General features: G+C 72.9%; 19 protein-coding genes. 13 read left to right on the top strand and 6 right to left on the bottom strand.

The window, feature by feature from the left end; translation table 11 throughout:
• Positions 1–156: 156 nt before the first annotated feature.
• The 4 genes from uvrB to ABT403_RS11350 all read left to right on the top strand — a co-directional run bounded on the left by uvrB (position 157) and on the right by ABT403_RS11350 (position 6288).
• Complete coding sequence (gene uvrB, locus ABT403_RS11365; RefSeq protein WP_344154385.1) at positions 157–2298, top strand: excinuclease ABC subunit UvrB; 2142 nt, start codon at positions 157–159, stop codon at positions 2296–2298.
• A gap of 78 nt (positions 2299–2376) precedes the next feature.
• The gene (locus ABT403_RS11360; protein ID WP_344154388.1) at positions 2377–2955 is read left to right on the top strand and encodes a TerD family protein; all 579 of its coding nucleotides are present in this window, start codon (positions 2377–2379) and stop codon (positions 2953–2955) included.
• 46 nt (positions 2956–3001) lie between these two features.
• Positions 3002–5020, top strand: a complete 2019-nt coding sequence (locus tag ABT403_RS11355) for a TerD family protein (RefSeq protein WP_344154391.1) — start codon at positions 3002–3004, stop codon at positions 5018–5020.
• Positions 5021–5301: 281 nt separating this feature from the next.
• Complete coding sequence (locus ABT403_RS11350; protein ID WP_344154396.1) at positions 5302–6288, top strand: TerC family protein; 987 nt, start codon at positions 5302–5304, stop codon at positions 6286–6288.
• A gap of 14 nt (positions 6289–6302) precedes the next feature.
• Here the strand turns inward: ABT403_RS11350 and ABT403_RS11345 are convergent, their stop codons facing one another.
• The 3 genes from ABT403_RS11345 to ABT403_RS11335 all read right to left on the bottom strand — a co-directional run bounded on the left by ABT403_RS11345 (position 6303) and on the right by ABT403_RS11335 (position 9164).
• Complete coding sequence (locus ABT403_RS11345; protein ID WP_344154887.1) at positions 6303–7619, bottom strand: MFS transporter; 1317 nt, start codon at positions 7617–7619, stop codon at positions 6303–6305.
• A 183-nt stretch (positions 7620–7802) separates the two neighbouring features.
• Positions 7803–8459 carry an MBL fold metallo-hydrolase gene (locus ABT403_RS11340; protein ID WP_344154399.1) on the bottom strand — a complete coding sequence of 219 codons (657 nt, stop codon included), beginning with the start codon at positions 8457–8459 and terminating at the stop codon, positions 7803–7805.
• Between the two features lie 9 nt (positions 8460–8468).
• Entirely contained in the window at positions 8469–9164 is a 696-nt protein-coding gene (locus tag ABT403_RS11335; RefSeq protein WP_344154402.1) for a maleylpyruvate isomerase family mycothiol-dependent enzyme, read from the bottom strand.
• 189 nt (positions 9165–9353) lie between these two features.
• Here ABT403_RS11335 and uvrA point away from each other — a divergent pair, with 189 nt between their 5' ends.
• The gene (gene uvrA / locus ABT403_RS11330; RefSeq protein ID WP_344154405.1) at positions 9354–12314 is read left to right on the top strand and encodes an excinuclease ABC subunit UvrA; all 2961 of its coding nucleotides are present in this window, start codon (positions 9354–9356) and stop codon (positions 12312–12314) included.
• A gap of 249 nt (positions 12315–12563) precedes the next feature.
• Here the strand turns inward: uvrA and ABT403_RS11325 are convergent, their stop codons facing one another.
• Positions 12564–13217: an NAD(P)-dependent oxidoreductase gene (locus tag ABT403_RS11325; protein WP_344154408.1), complete on the bottom strand. Its 654-nt coding sequence runs from the start codon at positions 13215–13217 to the stop codon at positions 12564–12566.
• Positions 13218–13294: 77 nt separating this feature from the next.
• Between ABT403_RS11325 and ABT403_RS11320 the strand changes: the two genes are divergently transcribed.
• Positions 13295–13906 carry a TetR/AcrR family transcriptional regulator gene (locus ABT403_RS11320; protein WP_344154411.1) on the top strand — a complete coding sequence of 204 codons (612 nt, stop codon included), beginning with the start codon at positions 13295–13297 and terminating at the stop codon, positions 13904–13906.
• Here the strand turns inward: ABT403_RS11320 and ABT403_RS11315 are convergent.
• Positions 13896–14780, bottom strand: coding sequence for a carbohydrate kinase family protein (locus ABT403_RS11315; RefSeq protein ID WP_344154414.1), 885 nt, complete (start codon positions 14778–14780; stop codon positions 13896–13898). The two genes, ABT403_RS11320 and ABT403_RS11315, sit on opposite strands and share 11 nt — an antisense overlap.
• A gap of 82 nt (positions 14781–14862) precedes the next feature.
• Between ABT403_RS11315 and ABT403_RS11310 the strand changes: the two genes are divergently transcribed.
• Positions 14863–15294: a Rieske (2Fe-2S) protein gene (locus ABT403_RS11310; RefSeq protein WP_344154417.1), complete on the top strand. Its 432-nt coding sequence runs from the start codon at positions 14863–14865 to the stop codon at positions 15292–15294.
• Positions 15295–15320: 26 nt separating this feature from the next.
• On the opposite strand, the gene ABT403_RS11305 is transcribed toward ABT403_RS11310, so the two are convergent.
• Complete coding sequence (locus tag ABT403_RS11305; RefSeq protein ID WP_344154420.1) at positions 15321–16316, bottom strand: hypothetical protein; 996 nt, start codon at positions 16314–16316, stop codon at positions 15321–15323.
• Positions 16317–16551: 235 nt separating this feature from the next.
• Between ABT403_RS11305 and ABT403_RS11300 the strand changes: the two genes are divergently transcribed.
• The 6 genes from ABT403_RS11300 to whiA all read left to right on the top strand — a co-directional run bounded on the left by ABT403_RS11300 (position 16552) and on the right by whiA (position 23163).
• Positions 16552–17169, top strand: coding sequence for a papain-like cysteine protease family protein (locus tag ABT403_RS11300; RefSeq protein WP_344154423.1), 618 nt, complete (start codon positions 16552–16554; stop codon positions 17167–17169).
• Between the two features lie 4 nt (positions 17170–17173).
• Positions 17174–17995 carry a hypothetical protein gene (locus ABT403_RS11295; protein WP_344154427.1) on the top strand — a complete coding sequence of 274 codons (822 nt, stop codon included), beginning with the start codon at positions 17174–17176 and terminating at the stop codon, positions 17993–17995.
• 149 nt (positions 17996–18144) lie between these two features.
• Positions 18145–20172: an excinuclease ABC subunit UvrC gene (gene uvrC, locus ABT403_RS11290; protein WP_344154430.1), complete on the top strand. Its 2028-nt coding sequence runs from the start codon at positions 18145–18147 to the stop codon at positions 20170–20172.
• A complete protein-coding gene (gene rapZ / locus ABT403_RS11285; RefSeq protein WP_344154433.1) occupies positions 20169–21116 on the top strand; it encodes an RNase adapter RapZ in 948 nt (315 codons plus the stop codon). Before uvrC ends, rapZ begins: the two co-directional genes overlap by 4 nt.
• Complete coding sequence (locus ABT403_RS11280) at positions 21113–22177, top strand: gluconeogenesis factor YvcK family protein (RefSeq protein WP_344154436.1); 1065 nt, start codon at positions 21113–21115, stop codon at positions 22175–22177. Before rapZ ends, ABT403_RS11280 begins: the two co-directional genes overlap by 4 nt.
• A complete protein-coding gene (gene whiA, locus ABT403_RS11275; RefSeq protein WP_030237199.1) occupies positions 22168–23163 on the top strand; it encodes a DNA-binding protein WhiA in 996 nt (331 codons plus the stop codon). The genes ABT403_RS11280 and whiA overlap by 10 nt, the downstream gene beginning before the upstream one ends.
• Positions 23164–23214 lie beyond the last annotated feature (51 nt).

Raw genomic sequence — 23214 nt, 5'->3', positions numbered from 1 at the left:
AAGATCACACCGACGCCACCGAACTACGACAAACGGACCAGAAAGGAGGAGGTCCGCTCCGTCCGACGGACCCCTCCCGGGCCCGGGGACCCCTCCGGACGGGGGCGGGGCGCGTGCGCGCGCCCGAGTGTCAGTGGGGGGCCGTACGGTGGAGTCATGCGGCCCGTATCGAAGATCGAACGCACGGTGGCGCCTTTCGAGGTCGTCAGCCCCTACCAGCCCAGCGGCGACCAGCCGGCGGCCATCGCCGAGCTGGAGAAGCGCATCCGCGCGGGTGAGAAGGACGTCGTCCTGCTCGGTGCCACCGGCACCGGCAAGTCGGCGACCACCGCCTGGATGATCGAGAAGCTCCAGCGCCCGACCCTGGTGATGGCGCCGAACAAGACCCTCGCCGCCCAGCTGGCGAACGAGTTCCGCGAGCTCCTGCCGAACAACGCCGTCGAATACTTCGTGTCGTACTACGACTACTATCAGCCCGAGGCCTACGTTCCGCAGTCGGACACCTACATCGAGAAGGACTCCTCGATCAACGAGGAGGTGGAGCGGCTGCGCCACTCCGCGACCAACTCGCTGCTCACCCGGCGTGACGTGATCGTCGTCGCCTCCGTCTCGTGCATCTACGGCCTCGGCACCCCCCAGGAGTACGTGGACCGGATGGTCCCGCTCAAGGTGGGCGAGGAGATCGACCGGGACCAGCTGCTGCGCCGCTTCGTCGACATCCAGTACACCCGCAACGACGTGGCCTTCACCCGTGGGACCTTCCGGGTGCGCGGCGACACCATCGAGATCTTCCCGGTCTACGAGGAACTGGCCGTCCGCATCGAGATGTTCGGCGACGAGATCGAGGCCCTCTCCACCCTGCACCCGCTGACCGGCGAGGTCATCAGCGAGGACCGCGAGCTGTACGTCTTCCCCGCCAGCCACTACGTCGCCGGCCCCGAGCGCATGGAGAAGGCGATCCGCGGCATCGAGGCCGAGCTGGCGGAGCGCCTCGCCGAGCTGGAGAAGCAGGGCAAGATGCTGGAGGCCCAGCGGCTGCGCATGCGCACCACCTACGACCTGGAGATGATGCGCCAGATCGGCTCCTGCTCCGGCATCGAGAACTACTCGCTGCACATGGACGACCGGGAGCGCGGCTCGGCTCCCAACACCCTGATCGACTACTTCCCCGAGGACTTCCTCCTCGTCATCGACGAGTCGCACGTCACCGTGCCGCAGATCGGCGCCATGTACGAGGGCGACGCCTCCCGCAAGCGGACCCTCGTCGACCACGGCTTCCGCCTGCCCTCGGCCCTGGACAACCGGCCGCTGAAATGGGAGGAGTTCCAGGAGCGGATCGGCCAGACCGTCTACCTGTCGGCCACCCCCGGGAACTACGAGCTCTCGCGCGCCGACGGCTTCGTCGAGCAGATCATCCGCCCCACCGGCCTCGTCGACCCCGAGGTCGTCGTCAAGCCCACCGAGGGCCAGATCGACGACCTGGTCCACGAGATCCGCCAGCGGGTGGAGAAGGACGAGCGGGTCCTGGTCACCACCCTCACCAAGAAAATGGCGGAGGACCTCACCGACTACTTCCTGGAGCTCGGCATCCAGGTCCGCTACCTGCACAGCGACGTCGACACCCTGCGCCGCATCGAGCTGCTGCGCGAGCTGCGCGCCGGAGAGTACGACGTCCTGGTCGGCATCAACCTGCTGCGCGAGGGCCTCGACCTCCCCGAGGTGTCGCTGGTGGCGATCCTCGACGCCGACAAGGAGGGCTTCCTGCGCTCCGGGACCTCCCTCATCCAGACCATCGGCCGCGCCGCGCGCAACGTCTCCGGCCAGGTCCACATGTACGCGGACAAGATGACCCCGGCGATGGAGCGGGCCATCGAGGAGACCAACCGGCGCCGCGAGAAGCAGATCGCGTACAACACGGCCAACGGGATCGACCCGCAGCCGCTCCGCAAGAAGATCAACGACATCGTCGCCACCATCGCCCGCGAGGAGCTCGACACCGAGCAGCTGCTCGGCACCGGCTACCGGCAGGCCAAGGACGGCAAGGGCGCCAAGGCCCCGGTCCCGGCGCTCGGCGAGGCCGCCCGGACGAAGGCCGGCAAGGGAGCCAAGGGGGCGAAGGCCGCCGAGGTGCCCACGGACCGCCCCGCCGCCGAACTGGCCGCCCTCATCGAGCAGATGACGGAGCGGATGAGGGGCGCGGCCGCCGAGCTCCAGTTCGAGGTCGCGGCCCGCATCCGGGACGAGGTGGGCGAGCTCAAGAAGGAGCTCCGGCAGATGCGCGAAGCGGGCCTCGCCTGACCCCCGGGGCGGTCAGTAGGGTGTGGGAACAGCCGCAGGTACACGCTGCCTGGGGGTGGCTATGGAGAGGGGACGCGCGTGACGGTCAACATGACCAAGGGTCAGGCCATCAGTCTGGAGAAGCAGGGCGGCGGCACGCTGACCGCGGTCCGCATGGGCCTCGGCTGGCAGGCGGCCAAGCGCCGCGGGCTGTTCGGCTCGCGCACCCGCGAGATCGACCTGGACGCCTCGGCGGTGCTGTTCGCCGACAAGCAGCCCGTGGACGTGGTGTTCTTCCGGCACCTGCAGAGCGACGACGGCTCCGTCCGCCACACCGGTGACAACCTCGTCGGCGGCGTCGGCCAGGGCGGGGACGACGAGGCCATCCTCGTCGACCTCCAGCGCGTGCCGGTGCACATCGACACGATCGTCTTCACGGTGAACTCGTTCACCGGCCAGACCTTCCAGGAAGTGCAGAACGCGTTCTGCCGCATCGTCGACGAGACCAACGGCCAGGAACTGGCCCGCTACACCCTCGACGGCGGCGGCCAGTACACCGCGCAGATCATGGCGAAGGTGTCCCGGGCCGGCGGCGGCTGGCAGATGACGGCCCTCGGCACCCCGGCCAACGGCCGGACCTTCCAGGACCTGATGCCGGCGATCCTGCCGCACCTGTAAGCACGACGCGGAACAAGAGAAGAAGGCACGGGGGAGGGGCTGCACGATGACGGCCGAACTGGTCCGGGGGCAGAACCACCCCGTGCCCCACGGCACGGTGGAGGTCAGGGTCACGGCGGGCACCGCCCTGCTCGCCCTGGCCTCGCTGGCCGACGAGCGGGGACGCCTCGGCGGCCCGGCCGCCCTCGCGCATCCCGGCGCCCCCGCCCCGCCCGGGATCCGGGTCCCCGGCGAAGCCGCCGAGAGGCACACCCTCGCCGTCGACCTCGACGCCGTCGGGCCGGAGGTCCACAGCATCGGCCTGCTCCTCGTCCTGCCGCCCGACGGCCCCCCGCGCTTCGGGGCGGTCCCCGCACCGCATGTGGTGGTCGCCGAGCCGGGCGGGGACGGGTTCGCCGCCTTCGCCCTCACCGGCCTCGACGCCGAGACCGCCCTGACCGCCCTGGAGCTCTACCGGCGCCAGGGCGCCTGGAAGGTCCGGGCCGTCGGCCAGGGGTACGCCGACGGACTCGCGGCCCTCCTCACCGACGGCGGGCTGGCCGCACCGGAGGCCGCGGCCCTGGCCGCCGAGGCCCTGCGCGCCGCCGCGCCCGGCGGGGAGGCCGAGCGCTCGCTCGCCGCGCTCCCGCCGCACGCGCAGGACCGGGACGCCGCCCCGCGCACGCCCGGGACCGTCCCCGAGCCCCCCGACCCCCTCCCGGCCCCCGCCACCCCGTACGCCGGCACGCCCGGCTCCGCACCCGCCCCGGCCGGCCCCGCCTCGCCCGGACCCGGCGGAGGCGCACCCGGCGGAGGCACGCCCGGCGGAGGCGCACCCGGTGGGGGTGGCCCGACCATCGACTACGCCCACCCGCGCCGCCGCCGCACCACCGCCGAGGCGCCCGAGCCGGCGCCCCGCCCGGCCCCGGCCCCCGCCGACCCCGACGCGCCCCCCGTCCCGGTCGCCGGGGACGCGAGCGGCTGGTCCATGGACGAGCGCCTCTACAACCAGGTCTGGGGCATGTTCGAGGACCTGGCCCGTACCGTCGCCGCCTACCGCGGCGCCGTCGACTTCGCCGACAGCCGCCTCGACCGCGAGCTGGACGAGGCCCTGTCCGACCCCCGCCACCGGCTCGGCGGCTCCGGCGGCGACGCCCGCGAGGCCGCCCGGGCCCGCCGCGACGACCTGGTCGCCCAGGCCCGCGCCGTCCTCGACCGCGACCTCGCCCAGCTCACCGCCGAGTCCGAGGTGGTCGAACCCGCGCTGCCGGCCGCGTACGCCCGCTGGGACAACCCCGTCTGGCACGGCGGAGGCACCCCCGAGGAAGGCCCCCTCGCCCTGCGCCTGGGCAACCTCAGCCTGCCCGAGAGCCCCGGCCTGAAGATCCCCATGCTGATGCGGCTCCCGATGGAGCGCGGCCTGTGGATCGACAACGGCCGCACCGGCTCCGAGGCCGCCATGACCATGGACACCGACCGGCTGCGCCGCGCCGCCATGGACATGGCCGTCGCCCACGCGGCCAGGCTCCTCGCCGTCCACCCCGCCGACCGGTTCTCCGTCCACGTCATCGACGCCGCCGGGGCCGGCTCCGCCGCGCTCGCCCCGCTCGTGGCCGCCGGAGTGCTCGCCGCGCCGCCCGCCGCCGGCGCCGCCGGGGTCGCCGAGACCCTCGCCCGGCTGACCCGGCGCGTGGACCTCGTCCAGATGGCGCTGCGCGCCGGAGCCCCTGAGGACCTTCCCCCGGACCTCGACCCGGCCGAGCAGCTGCTCATCGTGCACGACTTCCCGCACGGCTTCGACGACCGCGCCGTCACCCAGCTGCGCTACCTGGCCGACGAGGGCCCCTCGGCCGGCGTGCACCTGCTGATGGTCGCCGACCGCGACGAGGCCTCCGCCTACGGACCGCTGCTGGACCCCCTGTGGCGCTCGCTGATGCGGCTGTCGCCCGTACCGGACCACCACCTCGCCGACCCCTGGGTCCAGCACGCCTGGACCTTCGAGCCGGACCTGCCCCCGCAGGGCAGCCGGGTCCTCCACCAGGCACTGGACCGGGTCGCGCGGGCCCGCCGGGCCGCCCGGCCGTAGGCGGACGCGGGCGGCCCGTGACCGGTCGATGACCATCCAGTGACCCCTCTTTGGGAATCCCTTTACCTTTGACCCCTTCCGCGGGTACCCTGAGACCTGCGGAGGGGAGTATTCCTGCTGTTTCCTGCGCGGCGTGCCCGTCAATACGGATCGCTCGGTTCATGCGAACAGGGCAATCCCGGGGCGCCGGCCCGCGGCCCGAGAGCCGGCCGGGTGGAAGAGACCTCCGGCAGCGATGACGCTGACCATGTGCTGAGCCATCCGCCGGAGGCGTGAATACCGTGGACGTTTCGTTGACCCTATGGGTGCTGACCATCGCCGGTCTGTGCATCCTCATCGGCGCCGACTTCCTCATCGGCCGCAAGCCCCATGACGTGTCCCTCAAGGAGGCGGGCGTCTGGACGGTCGTCTGGATCGTCCTCGCCGCCCTCTTCGGCCTCGGCCTGCTGTTCTCCGGCAACGCCCAGGCCTCCCAGGAGTTCTTCGCCGGGTTCATCACCGAGAAGTCCCTGAGCGTGGACAACCTCTTCGTCTTCGTCCTGATCATGGCGAAGTTCTCGGTGCCCTCCCACCTCCAGCAGCGCGTCCTGCTGGTCGGCGTCCTGATCGCCCTCGTCCTGCGCGCGGTCTTCATCGCCGCCGGCGCCGCGATCATCACCACCTTCTCGTGGGTCTTCTACATCTTCGGCGCCTTCCTGATCTACACCGCCTGGAAGCTGATCCAGGAGGCCCGCAAGGGCGACGAGGAAGAGGAGTTCGAGGAGAACCGCCTCCTCAAGTCGGTCGAGAGGAAGTTCGGCGTCGCCGACCGCTACCACGGCACCAAGCTGTTCATCCGCGCCCATGGCAAGCGCATCATGACCCCGCTGATGGTGGTCATGCTCGCCATCGGCACCACCGACGTCCTCTTCGCCCTGGACTCCATCCCGGCGATCTTCGGCCTCACCCAGGACCCGTACATCGTCTTCACCGCCAACGCCTTCGCCCTCATGGGCCTGCGCCAGCTGTACTTCCTGATCGGCGGCCTGCTCAAGAAGCTGGTCCACCTCAGCTACGGCCTGTCCGTGATCCTGGGCTTCATCGGCGTCAAGCTGGTGCTGCACGCCCTGCACGAGTCCGGGGTGCACGTCCCGCAGATCTCCATCCCGGTCTCCCTGGGCGTCATCTGCGGCGTCCTGGTGATCACCACGATCACCAGCCTGATCGCCTCGAAGAAGCAGGCGGCGGCGGAAGCCGCCGCCGAGGAGACGCGGAGCGTCGACGCCTGACCCGGTACGGGACGCTACGCGGGGGCGGCCGCTCCGGCCGCCCCCGCTCCCGCGTCCGCACCCGTACCGCCCCGGGCCCGCACCGGGGCCGGGGCGGTCTCCGGGAGGAGGGCGAAGCAGCCGAGGCTGACCAGGGCGACCACCGTCAGGTACACCGCCACGCCCCACGGCGGGCCGGACCCCGCCGCCAGGGCCGTCGCCACGACCGGGGTCAGGGCCCCGCCCAGCACCCCGCCCAGGTTGTAGCCGACGGCCGCGCCGGTGCAGCGGATCCGCGGCGCGTACAGCTCGGGCAGGTAGGCGCCCACCACCGCATACATGACGACCATCGCCAGCAGGGCGCCGACGCAGCCCACCGTCACCAGCAGCGGGTTCCCGCTGCTCAGCAGGGCCACGAACGGGAACATCCACGCCGCGCAGGCCGCGCCGCCCGCGAGGCACATCGGCCGCCGCCCCCAGCGGTCGCCCAGCGCCGCCAGCGGCGCCGTCACCAGCCCCATCAGCAGGACGGCCGCCATCACCACCGCCAGCATCAGCGTGCGGTCCACGCCCAGACGGCCCGTGGTGTAGGCCAGCGACCAGGTGGTCACCGCGTAGAAGACGGAGTACCCGACCGACATCGCCCCGCCGGTCAGCAGGAGCAGCCGCCAGTGGCCGCGCAGCACCTCCGGGAGCGGGGCCTCGGCCCGCCGGCCGGTCTCGGTCAGGGCCTGGAACTGCGGGGTCTCCTCGACCGACCGGCGCAGCCACAGCCCGGCCAGCGCCAGCAGACCGGCGCACCAGAACGGCACCCGCCAGCCCCAGGCACTGAACTCCGCGTCGCTCAGGAGGCCGGACAGGGCCAGCGTCAGCCCGTTGGCCAGCAGGAAGCCGGCGGCCGGTCCCATCTGCGGGAAGCTCGACCACAGCCCGCGCCGGCCCTCGGGGGCGTGCTCGGCGGTCAGCAGCACCGCCCCGCCCCACTCGCCGCCGAGGCCGAGCCCCTGGAGGAAGCGCAGCAGGAGCAGCAGGACGGGAGCGGCGATCCCGAGGGAGGCGTACGAGGGCACGCACCCCACCGCCACCGTCGCCAGCCCGGTCAGCAGCAGCGAGGCGAGCAGCACCGGACGGCGCCCGTAGCGGTCGCCCACGTGCCCGAAGACGACGGAGCCCAGCGGGCGGGCCAGGAAGCCGACCCCGAACGTGCCGAAGGCGGCGAGGGTTCCCGCGAGCGGGGAGAACGAGGGGAAGAAGAGCGGGCCGAGCACCAGGGCGGCGGCCGTGCCGTAGACGAAGAAGTCGTAGAACTCGATGGCGGTCCCGACCAGGGAGGCCAGGGCGAGCCGCAGCATCGAGGGGGCGGCGGCGCCGGACGGGGGCGCGGCGGCGGGCGAGGGGACGGAGGGCGGGGAGGGGTGGTGTCGCATGGTGCAGCAACTACCCCAGCCCGCCCCCTCGGGACATGCGTTCGGTCGAGGTCGACCGGAAGGAGCGCATGGCCGCGCGGTGTTGACGGCGGCGCATGCGCGCGCGGGTCACCAGCCGCGCTCGCGCCATTCCGCGAGGTGGGGGCGCTCGGTGCCGAGCATGGTGTCGTTCCCGTGGCCCGGGTAGACCCAGGTCTCGTCCGGCAGCTGACCGAACAGCTTGGTCTCGACGTCGTCGATGAGACTGGCGAAGTTCTTCGCGTCGCCCCAGGTGTTGCCCACGCCGCCGGGGAAGAGGCAGTCGCCGGTGAAGACGTGCGGGTGCCCGTGCGGGTCGTCGTAGACCAGGGCGATGGAGCCGGGGGTGTGGCCGACCAGGTGGCGGGCGGTCAGCGAGACCCGTCCGACGGTGATCACGTCCCCGTCCTGGACCAGGACGTCGGTGGCGACCGGGATGCCGTCCGCGTCGTAGGCGCCCGCGTAGGTCCGCGCCCCGGTGGCGTCGACCACGGCCTGGAGCGCGCCCCAGTGGTCGCCGTGCTGGTGGGTGGTGACGACCGAGGCGATGCCGTCGTCGCCGATCAGGCTGAGCAGGGTCTCCGGCTCGGCCGCCGCGTCGATCAGGAGCTGCTCGCCGGTGGCCCGGCAGCGCAGCAGGTACGCGTTGTTGTTCATGGAACCCACCGCGACCTTGGAGATCATCAGGTCCGCGAGTTCGTGCACGTCGGCGGGACCGCCGACCTTCACCGCTCCGCTGTACGTCATGTCGGAATCCTAGAGCGCGGGGAGCTCGGGCAGGCCGTCGCCCGCCTCGACGGTCAGGTGGGCGCCCTTGGCGCCGCGGCCGGCCAGCCAGCCGAGCAGCTCGGCCCTGGGGCCGGCGAGGGTCACCGGGGTGCCCTCGGTCCCGCCCGTGCGCGCGACGTGTTCGCCGTCGGGGCCGGTCAGGGTGACCGGGGGGACGTCGGGGCGGCCGGACCAGCGGTCGGCGAGGAAGGCGATCTCCCGGTCGGTGAACTCCTGCGGGAGGTCGGAGAGCTCGTAGCCGACGTTCAGGTCGACGTGGTGGAGCTCCACCTCGACGAGGCGGCGGAACGGCACGTTGGAGGCGAGGTCGGTGACCCCGTTGCGCAGCTCGACCGTGCGCTGCCAGTCCTGGTCGGGCTCGGTGGTGGCGAGGAAGCGGGCCCCGGAATCACGGAGGTCCGTCAGGTGTTCTTCCAGGGGCCGGGCCGCGTCGCGCTCGATGTCCGCGTCGCGGGCGGCGGCGCTCTCGTACATGGGACGGCCCTCGAGGACGTTGACGAGGGCGTCGGCGTTGCGCGCCAGGTGGGCCAGGATGTGGCCGCGGGTCCATCCCGGGAGGTGTGACTCCTCGGAGAGGGAGGCGTTGTCCAGTTTCGCGACCGCGTTCAGCAGCCGGTCCGTGGCTTCACGTACAGAGGCCAGGTCGTGCACATGATCAGTCATGGGTCCGAGCGTAGTGGCCCGGCGGCCTCCGCCACACGATCGGGTGAAGCCCTCTTGCGCGTGCCGTAAATCGAATGTGCGTGCTATACGCTCGATAGTCCAGACACAGTCCATCGCAGAGGCGCCCCCCATACCCTGGACAAGCCGGGGGCCTGTGCCCCCGCTCTCTCAAGAAAGGTGCGGACCGGCGTGACCGACCGTCTCATCGTTCGTGGCGCTCGCGAGCACAACCTGAAGAACGTCTCGCTCGACCTGCCCCGCGATTCCCTCATCGTCTTCACCGGACTCTCCGGCTCGGGCAAGTCCTCCCTGGCCTTCGACACGATCTTCGCCGAGGGCCAGCGCCGCTACGTCGAGTCGCTCTCGTCGTACGCCCGCCAGTTCCTGGGGCAGATGGACAAGCCCGACGTCGACTTCATCGAGGGCCTCTCCCCGGCCGTCTCGATCGACCAGAAGTCGACCTCGCGCAACCCCCGCTCCACCGTCGGCACCATCACCGAGGTCTACGACTACCTCCGCCTGCTCTTCGCCCGCATCGGCAAGCCGCACTGCCCCGAGTGCCGCCGCCCGATCTCCCGGCAGTCGCCGCAGGCGATCGTGGACAAGGTCCTCGCGCTCCCCGAGGGCAGCCGCTTCCAGGTGCTGTCGCCGCTGGTCCGCGAGCGCAAGGGCGAGTTCGTCGACCTCTTCGCCGACCTCCAGACCAAGGGCTACAGCCGGGCCCGGGTGGACGGGGTGACCGTCCAGCTCTCCGAGCCGCCCACGCTGAAGAAGCAGGAGAAGCACACCATCGAGGTGGTCGTCGACCGCCTCACCGTCAAGGACAGCGCCAAGCGCCGGCTCACGGACTCCGTGGAGACCGCCCTCGGCCTCTCCGGCGGCATGGTGATCCTGGACTTCGTCGACCTCGCCGAGGACGACCCCGAGCGTGAGCGGATGTACTCCGAGCACCTCTACTGCCCGTACGACGACCTGTCCTTCGAGGAGCTGGAGCCGCGCTCCTTCTCCTTCAACTCGCCCTTCGGCGCCTGCCCCGAGTGCACCGGCATCGGCACCCGCATGGAGGTGGACCCGGAGCTGATCGTCCCGGACGAGGACAAGTCGCTGGACGAGGGCGCCGTCTCGCCCTGGTCGCTCGGGCACACCAAGGACTACTTCCAGCGGCTGGTCGGCGCGCTCGCCGGGGAACTCGGCTTCCGCACCGACATCCCGTGGGCGGGACTGCCACAGCGCGCCAAGAAGGCCCTGCTGTACGGGCACAAGACCCAGATCGAGGTCCGCTACCGCAACCGGTACGGGCGCGAGCGCGCGTACACCACGGCCTTCGAGGGCGCCGTGCCGTTCGTCAAGCGGCGCCACTCCGAGTCCGAGAGCGACGCCAGCCGCGAGCGCTTCGAGGGCTACATGCGCGAGGTGCCCTGCCCGACCTGCGAGGGCACCCGGCTCAAGCCGATCGTGCTCGCGGTGACGGTGATGGAGCGGTCCATCGCCGAGGTCGCCGCGATGTCGATCAGCGAGTGCGCGGACTTCCTGGGGCGGCTCAAGCTCGACGCCCGCGACAAGAAGATCGCCGAGCGGGTCCTCAAGGAGGTCAACGAGCGGCTGCGCTTCCTCGTGGACGTCGGCCTGGACTACCTCTCGCTCAACCGCGCCGCCGGCACCCTGTCGGGCGGCGAGGCCCAGCGCATCCGCCTCGCGACGCAGATCGGCTCCGGCCTGGTCGGTGTGCTGTACGTGCTGGACGAGCCGTCCATCGGCCTGCACCAGCGTGACAACCACCGGCTGATCGAGACGCTGGTGCGGCTGCGGGACATGGGCAACACGCTCATCGTCGTCGAGCACGACGAGGACACGATCAAGGTCGCCGACTGGGTCGTGGACATCGGCCCGGGCGCGGGCGAGCACGGCGGCAAGGTGGTGCACAGCGGCTCGCTGAAGGAGCTGCTGAAGAACACCGAGTCGATGACGGGCCAGTACCTGTCCGGCAAGAGGTCCATCCCCGTACCGGACGTGCGCCGGCCCGTGGACGCGGAGCGCAGGCTCACCGTCCACGGCGCCAAGGAGAACAACCTGCGGGACATCGACGTGTCCTTCCCGCTGGGCGTCCTCACGGCGGTCACGGGCGTATCGGGCTCCGGCAAGTCCACGCTGGTCAATGACATCCTGTACACGCACCTGGCGCGCGAGCTGAACGGCGCGCGGTCCGTGCCGGGGCGGCACACCCGGGTGGACGGCGACGACCTGGTCGACAAGGTCGTCCACGTCGACCAGTCGCCGATCGGCCGGACGCCGAGGTCCAACCCGGCGACGTACACGGGTGTGTTCGACCACGTGCGCAAGCTCTTCGCGGAGACGATGGAGGCGAAGGTGCGGGGCTACCTGCCCGGGCGCTTCTCCTTCAACGTCAAGGGCGGCCGGTGCGAGAACTGCTCCGGTGACGGCACGATCAAGATCGAGATGAACTTCCTGCCGGACGTCTACGTCCCCTGCGAGGTCTGCCACGGCGACCGGTACAACCGGGAGACGCTGGAGGTCCACTACAAGGGCAAGTCCATCGCGGAAGTCCTGAACATGCCGATCGAGGAGGCGCTGGAGTTCTTCGAGGCGGTCCCGACGATCGCGCGGCACCTGAAGACGCTGACGGAGGTCGGTCTCGGCTACGTCCGCCTCGGCCAGTCGGCGCCGACCCTGTCGGGCGGCGAGGCGCAGCGCGTGAAGCTGGCGTCGGAGCTGCAGAAGCGGTCGACGGGGCGGACGGTGTACGTGCTGGACGAGCCGACGACGGGTCTGCACTTCGAGGACATCTCGAAGCTGATCAAGGTGCTGTCCGGGCTGGTGGACAAGGGGAACTCGGTGATCGTCATCGAGCACAACCTCGACGTCATCAAGACGGCGGACTGGGTCGTCGACATGGGCCCGGAGGGCGGCTACGGCGGCGGTCTCGTCGTCGCCGAGGGCACGCCGGAGCAGGTCGCCTCGGTGGGCGCGAGCCACACGGGGAAGTTCCTGCGGGACATCCTGGGGGCGGAGCGGATCTCCGACGCCGGGTTGCCGGCGGCGCGGGCCGTGCGGAAGAAGGCGGCTCCGGCGAAGAAGGCCGCCGCCGCGCCGGCCGCGAAGAAGACGGCCCGCGCCGCGCGCAAGGCGTAGCCGGGCGGGGCCGGGGGTGCTGGTGCCGCTGCGCGGAGCCGTCTCCCCGCCCCGCCCTTCCTCCGTTCCCTGGGGCTCCGCCCCAGACCCCGCGCCTCAAACGCCGGCGGGGCTGGAATTGCCCTGCGGGCAATCCAGCCCGCGCGGCGTTTGAGCGCAAGGGGGTCCGGGGCTTGCCCTGGGGAACGGGCGAAGGGCGGGTAGGGGACCTCGCCCCGCGCAGCGGTACCGGCGCAGCCCCCGGCAGGGTCAGGCCGCGACGCCCACCGCGTGTCCCTCCGCCGCGGGGTCGGTCAGGATGTCCAGGAGGGCCGTCGCCACGTCCGCGCGGGCGATCACGCGGCCGCCCGGGACGTTGCCGTCGAAGGAGCGGCGGTAGTAGCCGGTGCCCAGCCGGTTCAGCAGGCGCGGCGGCCGGACCACCGTCCACCGCAGCCCGCTCGCCTCCGCGATGACGGACTCCATGACCGCGAGGTCCGCGTACAGGTCGCGCAGCGCCCACCGCAGGAGCGGGTAGGCCACCCTCCGGATCAGCAGCCCGTCCCCCTTCGCGTCCGGCGCCAGCGGCGCCGCGCTGACCGCCATCAGCCGCTCGACCCCCGTCCGCCGCATCGCCGCGACCACCGCCCGCAGGGCCGGTCCGGTGACCGGTGTCAGCCGGGCCTGCTTGTTGTTCGCGGCGCCCAGCGCCGAGATCACCGCGTCCCGCCCCGCCAGGACCGGCAGCAGTGCCGCCTCGTCGGTGAGGTCCTTCACCACCGCCACCCGTAGCCGCTCATGCGCCGGCGCCTCCAGCCGTGCAGCGTCGCGGACGACCGCCGTCACCTCGTGGCCCGCGGCGAGGGCCTGCCGGACCACTTCGCGGCCCACGCCGCCCGTCGCTCCGAACACCGTGATCTTCATCGTGGACCCCCGTCGAGAGGATGGTTGGGACGGGTGGGTGAGTATTCACTCACCCCTCTGTCCACTAGGGTGAGTGAATGCCCACCCCGAAGTCAACCCGGCCCGCCTCCGAACGGCTGCTGGACGCCGCCGAGACCCTCATGCGCACCATCGGTCTCGCCAACACCACCACCAAGGCCATCGCCCGCGAGGCCGGCTGCTCGGAGGCGGCGCTCTACAAGCACTACGCCAACAAGGAAGAGCTGTTCGTGCGGGTGCTGATGGAGCGCACGCCCAACGCCGGGCCGCTCATGGCCGCCCTCGACGCCGACGCGGGCCCCGGCGGGGACGCGCTCCAGGAGGCGCTGGCCGGTATCGCCCGGCACGCCTCGCTCTTCTACGCCGAGGCCATGCCGATGGCCGCCTCGCTGTTCGCCGAGCCCGCGCTGCTCACCCGCCACCGCGAGGGCGTCCGGGAGATCGGCGCGGGCCCGCACGTGGTGCGCGACGCCCTCGAAGGACGGCTGCGCCGGGAGCTCGGCGCCGGACGGCTCAGGGCGGACGCCGACCCCCGCGCCGCCGCCGCCCTGCTCCTCGGCGCCTGCTTCCAGCGGGCCTTCTTCCTGCACTTCTCCGGCGCCGAGGTGGTCCAGCCGGTCGAGGAGTTCGCCCCCGCGCTCGCCCGGACCCTGTGGGCCGCTATCGGCTGAGCCCGAGCTCGTCCGCGTAAGGGGGCTCACAGCCCGCCCGGGTGCAGGTGAGCGCGGCCGCGTGGGCGGCGAAGGCCAGGACGTCGGGCCAGTCCACCGCGCCCGGGTCCGCCCCCGTGAGCCGGTGCAGCAGCGCCGCGTTGACGGTGTCCCCGGCGCCGATGGTGTCCGCGACGGCCACCGGACGGGCCGCCGCACCGTACTCCGCGCCGTCCGCCGTCCACACCGTCAGCCCCGCCGCGCCCCGGGTCAGCACCACGGCCGAGGGCCCGGCGGCCAGCCAGTCCCCGACCCGGCCGCCCAGCCAGTCGGCGTCCTCCTCGGACAGCTTCAGCACGGAGACGTACGGCAGCCGGGCCAGGAACCGCTCCCGGTAGCCCGCCGGGTCCGCGATCAGCGCCGGGCGGATGTTGGGGTCGAGCAGGGTCAGCAGCCCCCGCCCCGACTCCCGCCGCAGCAGGGCCTCGTACGCGCTCGCCCCCGGCTCCAGCACCAGCGAGCAGGTCCCGAGCGCCAGGGCCCGCGCCCCCGGGGGCAGCGCGGGCGGCAGGGTGAACAGCCGGTCGGCGGTGCCCTCCACGTAGAACCCGTACGCGGCCGAGCCGTCCGGCGCCAGCGAGGGCACGGCCAGCGTGGTCGGCTCGGGCCCGCGCTGCACCAGTGAGAGGTCCACCCCCGCGGCCCGCAGCCCGGCGAGCAGCGCCTCGCCGAAGCCGTCCGCCGACACCCGGGAGCAGAAGGCGACCCCGGCCCCCAGCCGGCCCAGCGCCAGGGCGGTGTTGTACGGTCCGCCCCCGGGCCGGGGCAGCAGCGCGCCCGGCGGCTCCGCCAGGGGCACGAGGTCGATCAGGGCTTCTCCACCGACGACGATCACGCGGGGGAAGCTATCCCATCCGCCGCCGGTATGGTCGGGTGGACCCCGCCCGGGGTCCGCCGCCTCGTGCCAGGAGAACCACATGTCCGCGTCCCAGCCCGCCGCCCGCCGTACCGTCCTCAAGGGTGCCGCCGCGCTCGCCGGGGCCGTGGGCGCGGGAGCCTCGCTCGCCGCGTGCTCGACCGAGGGCGGCAGCGGCGCGGGCGGCCCCGCCGTCCCGAAGGAGCCGGTCGAGCTGGGCGCGGTCGCGGAGGTGCCCGTCGGCGGCTCGAAGCTCTTCCGCGAGCACAAGGTCGTCGTCAGCTGCCCGGCCGAGGGCCAGTACAAGGCCTTCAGCGCCCAGTGCACCCACGCCGGCTGCGTCCTCGACAAGATCGACAAGGGCGAGGGCAACTGCCCCTGCCACGGCAGCCGCTTCGACGTCGCCACGGGCAAGGTCCTGCGCGGCCCGGCCGCCGAGCCCCTCCCGGCCGTGCCGGTCAAGGCGGAGAACGGCAAGCTGATCGCGGGCTGAACCGACCCGCTCCGAAAGCAACACACCTAGCCCCAGTCCCAGGCGATGCCCAGGATCCCCGGGCGGACCGACTGCTCCACCAGGTGGACCGCGCGGTGGCGCCCGCTCGGGGTGAGGTCCGACAGGGACGTGCGGGGGGCCGCCGCGGAGGTGCGGGCGAAGCGGTGGCAGCGGACCGGCAGGGCGGCCTCGTCGAAGCGGACCTGGAGCATGTACTGGCCGCCCGCGTAGCTGAAGCCGCGGACGTACTCCGCACTGCGCGCGCCCGTGCCGTCCTCGACCCCGTAGCCGAAGACGTACGTGTCCCCGCGCCGCAGCCGCGCGTCGAAGAGCAGCTCCGCCACCACCACCCCGGCCTCCGGGTGGCAGCGCACCCGGCCCGTGCGGCAGTTCTCGTACGCCGTCACCCGCACCCGGGCCGGGTCACAGCCGGGGTCGCCGTGGTGGACGGCCAGGTAGCGGTCGACCCCGTCACGGTGGGCGCGGACGATCTGCTGGGACTCGCGGGTGCGCAGCTCGCCGTCCGGGCCGATGCGGACCCGCTCGTGGTGGCCGACCGAGTGCAGGCCGCCGTCCGCCGGGAGTTCCAGCCCGGCCAGCAGCCGTTCCACCGACGCGCCGACGCTCATCAGCGCCCGGTACGGGCGGGCGGCCGGGCGGGGCGGGCCGGCCGCCGGGGCCGGGTCGGCCAGCAGCCGCAGCAGGGAGCCCCGGGGGAGTTCCAGGATCTCCTCCAGGGCCGAGACCGCCCGCAGCGACTCCCGGTGGCGCGGGCGCCGGGCGCCCTGCTGCCAGTAGCTGAGGCTGGTGACCCCGAGTTTGATGCCGCGCGCCGCGAGCCGGTGCTGCACCCGGTGCAGCGGCAGCCCGCGCGCGGCGAGGGCGGCGCGCAGGGCGAGGTGGAAGGGGCCGCCGCGCAGCAGCCGTCCGAGCTCCGCCGTGTCCGTGGTGCCCGCCGTGCCCGCCGTGTTCGCCGTGCCCGTCCTGTCCGTCGTGCCTGGCGTGTCGCCGGTCGGCCGCATGGCGACTCCTCTGTGAACGTTCACACGCGCCGGGGTGGGGGTCCGGGCCGTGGTTCGGGGAGACCAGGTGGAACGAGAGCAACCGTTCACACCGCAGCCCCACCGTTCACACTGCAATGTCACCGCGTATTGAAGCGTGTTGACCTGATCGCGACAACACCCTGATGCTCCTCCACAGCGTCCGGACGCGCTCCTCACCCCCACACACCTGAGTCCCCACCTCGGGAGGAACGCGATGCGCAACAGAAGAAGGCGGCTGTCCCCGGCCGCCTCCCTGATATCCGCCCTGCTGCTCGTACTGCTGCCCCTCGGCCTCGGCGCCGGTACCGCCACCGCCGCCCCGGCCGCCGACACGGGAGCCGCCTCGGCCCTGGCGTACAAGCGGCTCGACATCACCATGCAGGCACAGCAGAAGACCAACTGGTGCTGGGCCGCGAGCGGCAACACCATCGCCACCTGGTTCGGCCGCACCTACAGCCAGAACCAGTTCTGCAACGCCGCCTTCAACCGCCAGCAGGGCACCGAGTGCCCCAACAGCCAGGCCACCCTGGGCAACGTCCAGACGGCGCTGCGCTGGGCCGGCATCAACTCCGGCAGCTACGTCACCGGCTGGCTCCAGTACTCCACCGTGCAGACCGAGATCAACGCCAACCGGCCGGTCGAGACCCGGATCCAGTGGTCCAACGGCGGCGGGCACATGCACGTCCTCTACGGGTACGACACCGCCAGCAGCTGGGTCTACTGGGGCGACCCCTGGCCCTCGAACGACCGCTACAACTGGGCCTCGCACGCCTGGTACGTGGACAACGACACCTTCTCCTGGACCCACTCCCTCTACCGGATCGGGGCGTGACCGCGTGACCGCCAAGACCGCACGCGCCACCGCCGCCGCCCTCGCGGCCGCCGCCCTGGTCGCCGCCCTGAGCGGGCAGGCCGCCGCCGCGCCCGTACCGCAGCCGCAGACCGCCACGGCCGAGAACCGGGCCGCCGCGCACGAGGCCGCCGCAGCGCCCGGCACCCTGGCGACCCTGTCCCGGTTCTTCGCCCGGGAGGGGAAGGTCTCGGTCGCCGACGCCCGGCCCCGGATCGAGGGGGAGGCGGTCCCCGTGAGCTACCTGGCGCCGGAGTTCGTCGCCGGGAAGGCCGGGGCGCCGGTGGCCCGGCTGGAGTTCCTGGCGAGCGAGGCCGTCTCCTCGGACGGGCAGAAGGCGGCCCTGTGGACCGCGAAGACCGGCGCCGGATGGCAGGTCGTGAACATCGCCACCGGCGACGACGAGTTCCGCTACGCGGCGCTCGGAGCCTCGAAACTGCCCGGCGGGACCGTGTTCCGGGAACCGCAGATCGACGCCTGGTACGTCGCCGGCGGCGAGCGGGTGCTGCCGCTGGACGAGGACGCCGTACGGGCCGTGGGCCCGGACGGGGTCTCGCTCGGGTCCTACCGGGCACGGGTCGTGAAGGCGTACGGGGACAAGCTGCCGGGCTCCGCGTACGCACAGCGGGGCCTGGCGGGGGGCTACACCGAGGCGGGCCCGCCGGCCGGCGTCGGTGACGGTGCCGGGGCCGGGGGCGGGCCGGGGGCGGTGCTCGCCGGCGGCGCCGGGGCGCTGGCGCTGGGCGCGGCGGGGGCCGTCGCCCTGCTGCGGCGGCGCCGCACCGCTGGGGGTACCTCCCAGCGGTAGCTGGGGGAGGGCGTGACCCCGGGTCCCCTTCCCGCGGGCCCGGCCCGGCCATGGTGGCCGGGCCGGGCCCTGCGGGGCGGGGCTGATCTCAGCCCCGCCGGTGTTCGAGGCGCGGGGTCGTTGTCGTAGCGCGCCAGTAGGGTGTTGGCATGGCCGACCCTTCCAGCTACCGACCCAAGCCCGGGGAGATTCCCGACTCCCCTGGGGTCTACAAGTTCCGCGACGAGCACCGCCGGGTGATCTACGTCGGGAAGGCCAAGAGCCTGCGCCAGCGGCTGGCCAGCTACTTCCAGGACCTCGCCGGCCTGCACCCCCGGACCGCCACCATGGTGACGACGGCCGCCTCCGTCGAGTGGACCGTCGTCTCCACCGAGGTCGAGGCGCTCCAGCTGGAGTACTCCTGGATCAAGGAGTACGACCCCCGGTTCAACGTGAAGTACCGGGACGACAAGAGCTACCCCTCGCTCGCCGTCACGCTGGGCGAGGAGTACCCCCGCGTACAGGTCATGCGCGGGCCCAAGAAGAAGGGCGTGCGCTACTTCGGGCCGTACGGGCACGCCTGGGCGATCCGCGAGACCGTCGACCTCATGCTGCGGGTGTTCCCCGTGCGCACCTGCTCCGCCGGGGTGTTCAAGCGGTCCGCCCAGATCGGCCGCCCCTGCCTGCTCGGGTACATCGGCAAGTGCTCGGCGCCCTGTGTCGGCCGGATCAGCCCCGAGGACCACCGCGAACTGGCCGAGGACTTCTGCGACTTCATGGCCGGCCGCACCGGCGCCTACCTCTCCCGGCTGGAGAAGGAGATGCACGCCGCGGCCGAGGAGATGGAGTACGAGAAGGCTGCCCGGCTGCGCGACGACATAGGGGCCCTGCGCCGGGCCATGGAGAAGAACGCCGTCGTCCTCGCCGACGCCACCGACGCCGACCTGATCGCCGTCGCCGAGGACGAGCTCGAAGCGGCCGTGCAGATCTTCCACGTGCGCGGCGGCCGGGTCCGCGGACAGCGCGGCTGGGTCACCGACAAGGTCGAGGCCGTCGACACCGCCGGCCTCGTCGAGCACGCCCTCCAGCAGCTGTACGGCGAGGAGAGCGGGGAGAGCGTGCCCAAGGAGGTGCTCGTCCCGGTCGTCCCGGACGACGCGGCCGCGCTCGGCCAGTGGCTGGCGCAGCGGCGCGGGTCGCAGGTCAGCCTGCGCGTCCCGCAGCGCGGGGACAAGAAGTCCCTCATGGAGACCGTCCACCGCAACGCCCAGCAGTCCCTCGCCCTGCACAAGACCAAGCGCGCCAGCGACCTCACCACCCGCTCGCGGGCCCTGGAGGAGATCGCCGAGGCCCTGGAGCTGGACGGCGCGCCCCTGCGCATCGAGTGCTTCGACATCTCCCACCTCCAGGGCGACGACGTCGTCGCCTCCATGGTCGTCTTCGAGGACGGACTCGCCCGCAAGAGCGAGTACCGCAGGTTCCAGGTGAAGGGTCGTGTCGGAGACACGCAGATCTGGCACGGCGAGGGGCAGGACGACGTCCGGTCCATGCACGAGGTCGTCTCGCGGCGCTTCCGGCGCTACCTCCAGGAGAAGCTGAAGACGGGGGAGTGGGCCCCCGAGGACGGCGAGCCCGAGGACGACGGGCGGCCCAAGCGGTTCGCGTACCCGCCGCAGCTCGTCGTCGTCGACGGCGGACAGCCCCAGGTGGCGGCCGCCAAGCGGGCCCTGGACGAGCTCGGGATCGACGACGTCGCCGTGTGCGGCCTCGCCAAGCGGCTGGAGGAGGTCTGGCTGCCCGGCGAGGACGACCCCGTCGTCCTGCCCCGCACCAGCGAGGGCCTCTACCTCCTCCAGCGGGTGCGTGACGAAGCCCACCGCTTCGCCATCCAGTACCAGCGCAGCAAGCGCGGAAAGCGCCTGAAAGCAGGGCCGCTGGACGAGGTGCCCGGCCTCGGCGAGAGCCGCAAGCACGCCCTCGTGAAGCACTTCGGTTCGGTGAAGAAGCTGAGACAGGCGACAATCGACCAGATCTGCGAGGTCCCCGGCATAGGCCGCAAGACGGCCGAGACCGTGGCCGCGGCCCTCGCCCGGGCCGTCCCCGCCGGTCCTGCCGTCAACACGGCGACAGGAGAGATCATTGAGGACGAGGCCCCCGCGCCCGCGGGGACGTCGTCCGAACGGGGGACCGAGCTATGACCGAGCACGAGACCGAGCACGACCGAGACGGAGCACAGGTGAGTACGGGCACGACAGTGGAGCCCGGCGACAACGCCGAGGCGGCCATTCCCGAGCTGGTGATCATCTCCGGCATGTCCGGAGCCGGCCGCAGCACGGCGGCCAAGTGCCTGGAGGACCTCGGCTGGTTCGTCGTCGACAACCTCCCGCCCGCCCTGATCCCCACCATGGTGGAGCTCGGCGCCCGCTCCCAGGGCAACGTGGCGCGGATCGCGGTCGTCGTCGACGTCCGGGGCCGCCAGTTCTTCGACGCCCTGCGCGAGTCCCTCGCCGACCTGGAGGCCCGCGGGGTCACCCGGCGCATCGTCTTCCTGGAGTCCTCCGACGACGCGCTGGTGCGCCGCTTCGAGTCGGTCCGCCGCCCGCACCCCCTCCAGGGTGACGGCCGCATCGTCGACGGCATCGCCGCCGAGCGCGACCTGCTGCGCGAGCTGCGCGGCGACGCCGACCTGGTGATCGACACCTCCAGCCTGAACGTGCACGAGCTGCGCGCCAAGATGGACGCCCAGTTCGCGGGCGACGAGGAGCCCGAGCTGCGGGCCACCGTGATGTCCTTCGGCTTCAAGTACGGCCTGCCCGTCGACGCCGACCTCGTGGTCGACTGCCGCTTCATCCCCAACCCGCACTGGGTCCCGGAGCTGCGCCCCTTCACCGGGCTCAACGAGGAGGTGTCGGGCTACGTCTTCAGCCAGCCCGGCGCCAAGGAGTTCCTCGACCGCTACACCGAGCTGCTCCAGCTCATCGCCGCCGGCTACCGCCGCGAGGGCAAGCGGTACGTGACCATCGCGGTCGGCTGTACCGGCGGCAAGCACCGCAGCGTCGCCATGTCCGAGAAGCTCGCCGCCCGCCTCGCCTCCGAGGGAGTCGAGACCGTCGTCGTCCACCGGGACATGGGGCGCGAGTGACCGGACGCACCCTGCGGCTGCGCCGCCTGCGCCGTCTGAACCCCGCCCGGGGCGAGGACGGCGCGGGCCGCGCCGGCCGCCGCGGGGCGGCCAAGGTGGTCGCGCCCAAGGTCGTCGCCCTCGGCGGCGGCATGGGCCTGTCGGCCTCCCTCGCCGCCCTGCGCCGGATCACCGGGGAGCTCACCGCGGTGGTCACCGTCGCCGACGACGGCGGCTCCAGCGGACGGCTCCGCGAGGAGCTGAGCGTGCTGCCGCCCGGCGACCTGCGCAAGGCGCTGGCCGCGCTGTGCGGGGACGACGACTGGGGCCAGACCTGGGCCCGGGTCATCCAGCACCGCTTCCAGTCCCAGGGCGACCTGCACGGGCACGCCGTCGGCAACCTGCTGATCGTCGCCCTGTGGGAACAGCTCGGCGACCCCGTCCAGGCCCTCGACCTCGTCGGGAGGCTGCTCGGGGCGCAGGGCCGGGTGCTGCCCATGTCCGCGGTGCCCCTGGAGCTCCAGGCGCTGGTCAGGGGGCACGATCCGGCGCGCCCGGACGAGGTGGACACCGTCCGGGGACAGGCCACCGTGGCCCTGACCCCGGGCGAGGTGCTCTCCGTCCAGGTCGTGCCGGGCGACCCGCCGGCCGTGCCGGAGGCCGTCGCCGCCGTGCTCGACGCCGACTGGGTGGTGCTCGGTCCGGGATCGTGGTTCTCCTCCGTCATCCCGCACCTGCTGGTGCCGGAGCTGCTGGACGCCCTCGCGGCGACGAAGGCCCGCAAGGTCCTCTCGCTGAACCTCGCCCCGCAGCCGGGCGAAACAGAGGGCTTCTCTCCGCAGCGTCATTTGGAGGTTTTGGCCCGACACGCCCCTAAACTCGCCCTGGACGTGGTGCTGGCCGACGAGGCCGCCGTGCCCGACCGCGAGTCCCTCGCCGATGCCGCGAAGCGGTTCGGTGCCGCGGTCGAGCTGGCGCCGGTGGCCAGGCAGGACGGCTCTCCGAAGCACGACCCGGAGCTGCTGGCCGCCGCGTACGACCGTATTTTTCGGATGCATGGAAGGATCGGCCCATGGCGATGACGCCCGCGGTGAAGGATGAGATCTCCCGCCTCCCCGTCACCCGGACCTGCTGCAGGAAGGCGGAGGTCTCGGCGATCCTTCGGTTCGCGGGCGGCCTCCACCTGGTGAGCGGCCGGATCGTCATCGAGGCGGAGCTGGACACCGGGATCGCGGCCAGACGGCTGCGCAAGGACATCCTGGAGATCTTCGGTCACTCCTCCGACCTGGTGGTCATGGCCCCCGGCGGCCTGCGCCGGGGCAGCCGCTTCGTCGTCCGCGTCGTCGCCGGCGGGGACCAGCTGGCACGCCAGACGGGCCTCGTCGACGGTCGCGGACGCCCCATCCGCGGGCTCCCCCCGCAGGTGGTCTCCGGGGCGACCTGCGACGCCGAGGCGGCCTGGCGCGGTGCCTTCCTGGCCCACGGCTCCCTCACCGAGCCCGGCCGGTCCTCCTCCCTGGAGGTCACCTGCCCCGGCCCCGAGGCAGCCCTGGCCCTGGTGGGCGCCGCCCGGCGGCTCTCCATCGCCGCCAAGGCGCGCGAGGTGCGCGGCGTGGACCGGGTCGTCGTCCGCGACGGCGACGCGATCGGCGCCCTGCTGACCCGCCTCGGCGCCCACGAGTCGGTGCTGGCCTGGGAGGAGCGGCGGATGCGGCGCGAGGTGCGCGCCACCGCCAACCGCCTCGCCAACTTCGACGACGCCAACCTGCGCCGCTCGGCGCGGGCCGCGGTCGCCGCCGGGGCCCGGGTCCAGCGCGCGCTGGAGATCCTCGGCGAGGAGGTCCCCGAGCACCTCGCGGCCGCCGGCCGGCTGCGCATGGAGCACAAGCAGGCCTCCCTGGAGGAGCTGGGCGCGCTCGCCGACCCGCCGCTGACCAAGGACGCCGTCGCGGGCCGGATCCGCCGCCTGCTGGCGATGGCCGACAAGCGCGCCCAGGACCTCGGCATCCCCGGTACCGAGTCCAACCTGGACCTCAGCGAGGAACTGGCCGACAACATGGCCGGCTGACCCGGCCGCGCGTACGCCCCTGCGCAGGGTGTCCGGGCCCGCACGGGTGAA

It is taken from the genome of Streptomyces sp. NPDC000075 (assembly GCF_040301925.1).
In the GTDB taxonomy this organism is placed as follows: Bacteria; Actinomycetota; Actinomycetes; order Streptomycetales; family Streptomycetaceae; genus Streptomyces; species Streptomyces polychromogenes.
The sequence above is the reverse complement of the archived record's forward strand: the minus strand, read 5'-3'. Positions and strand labels throughout refer to the sequence as shown.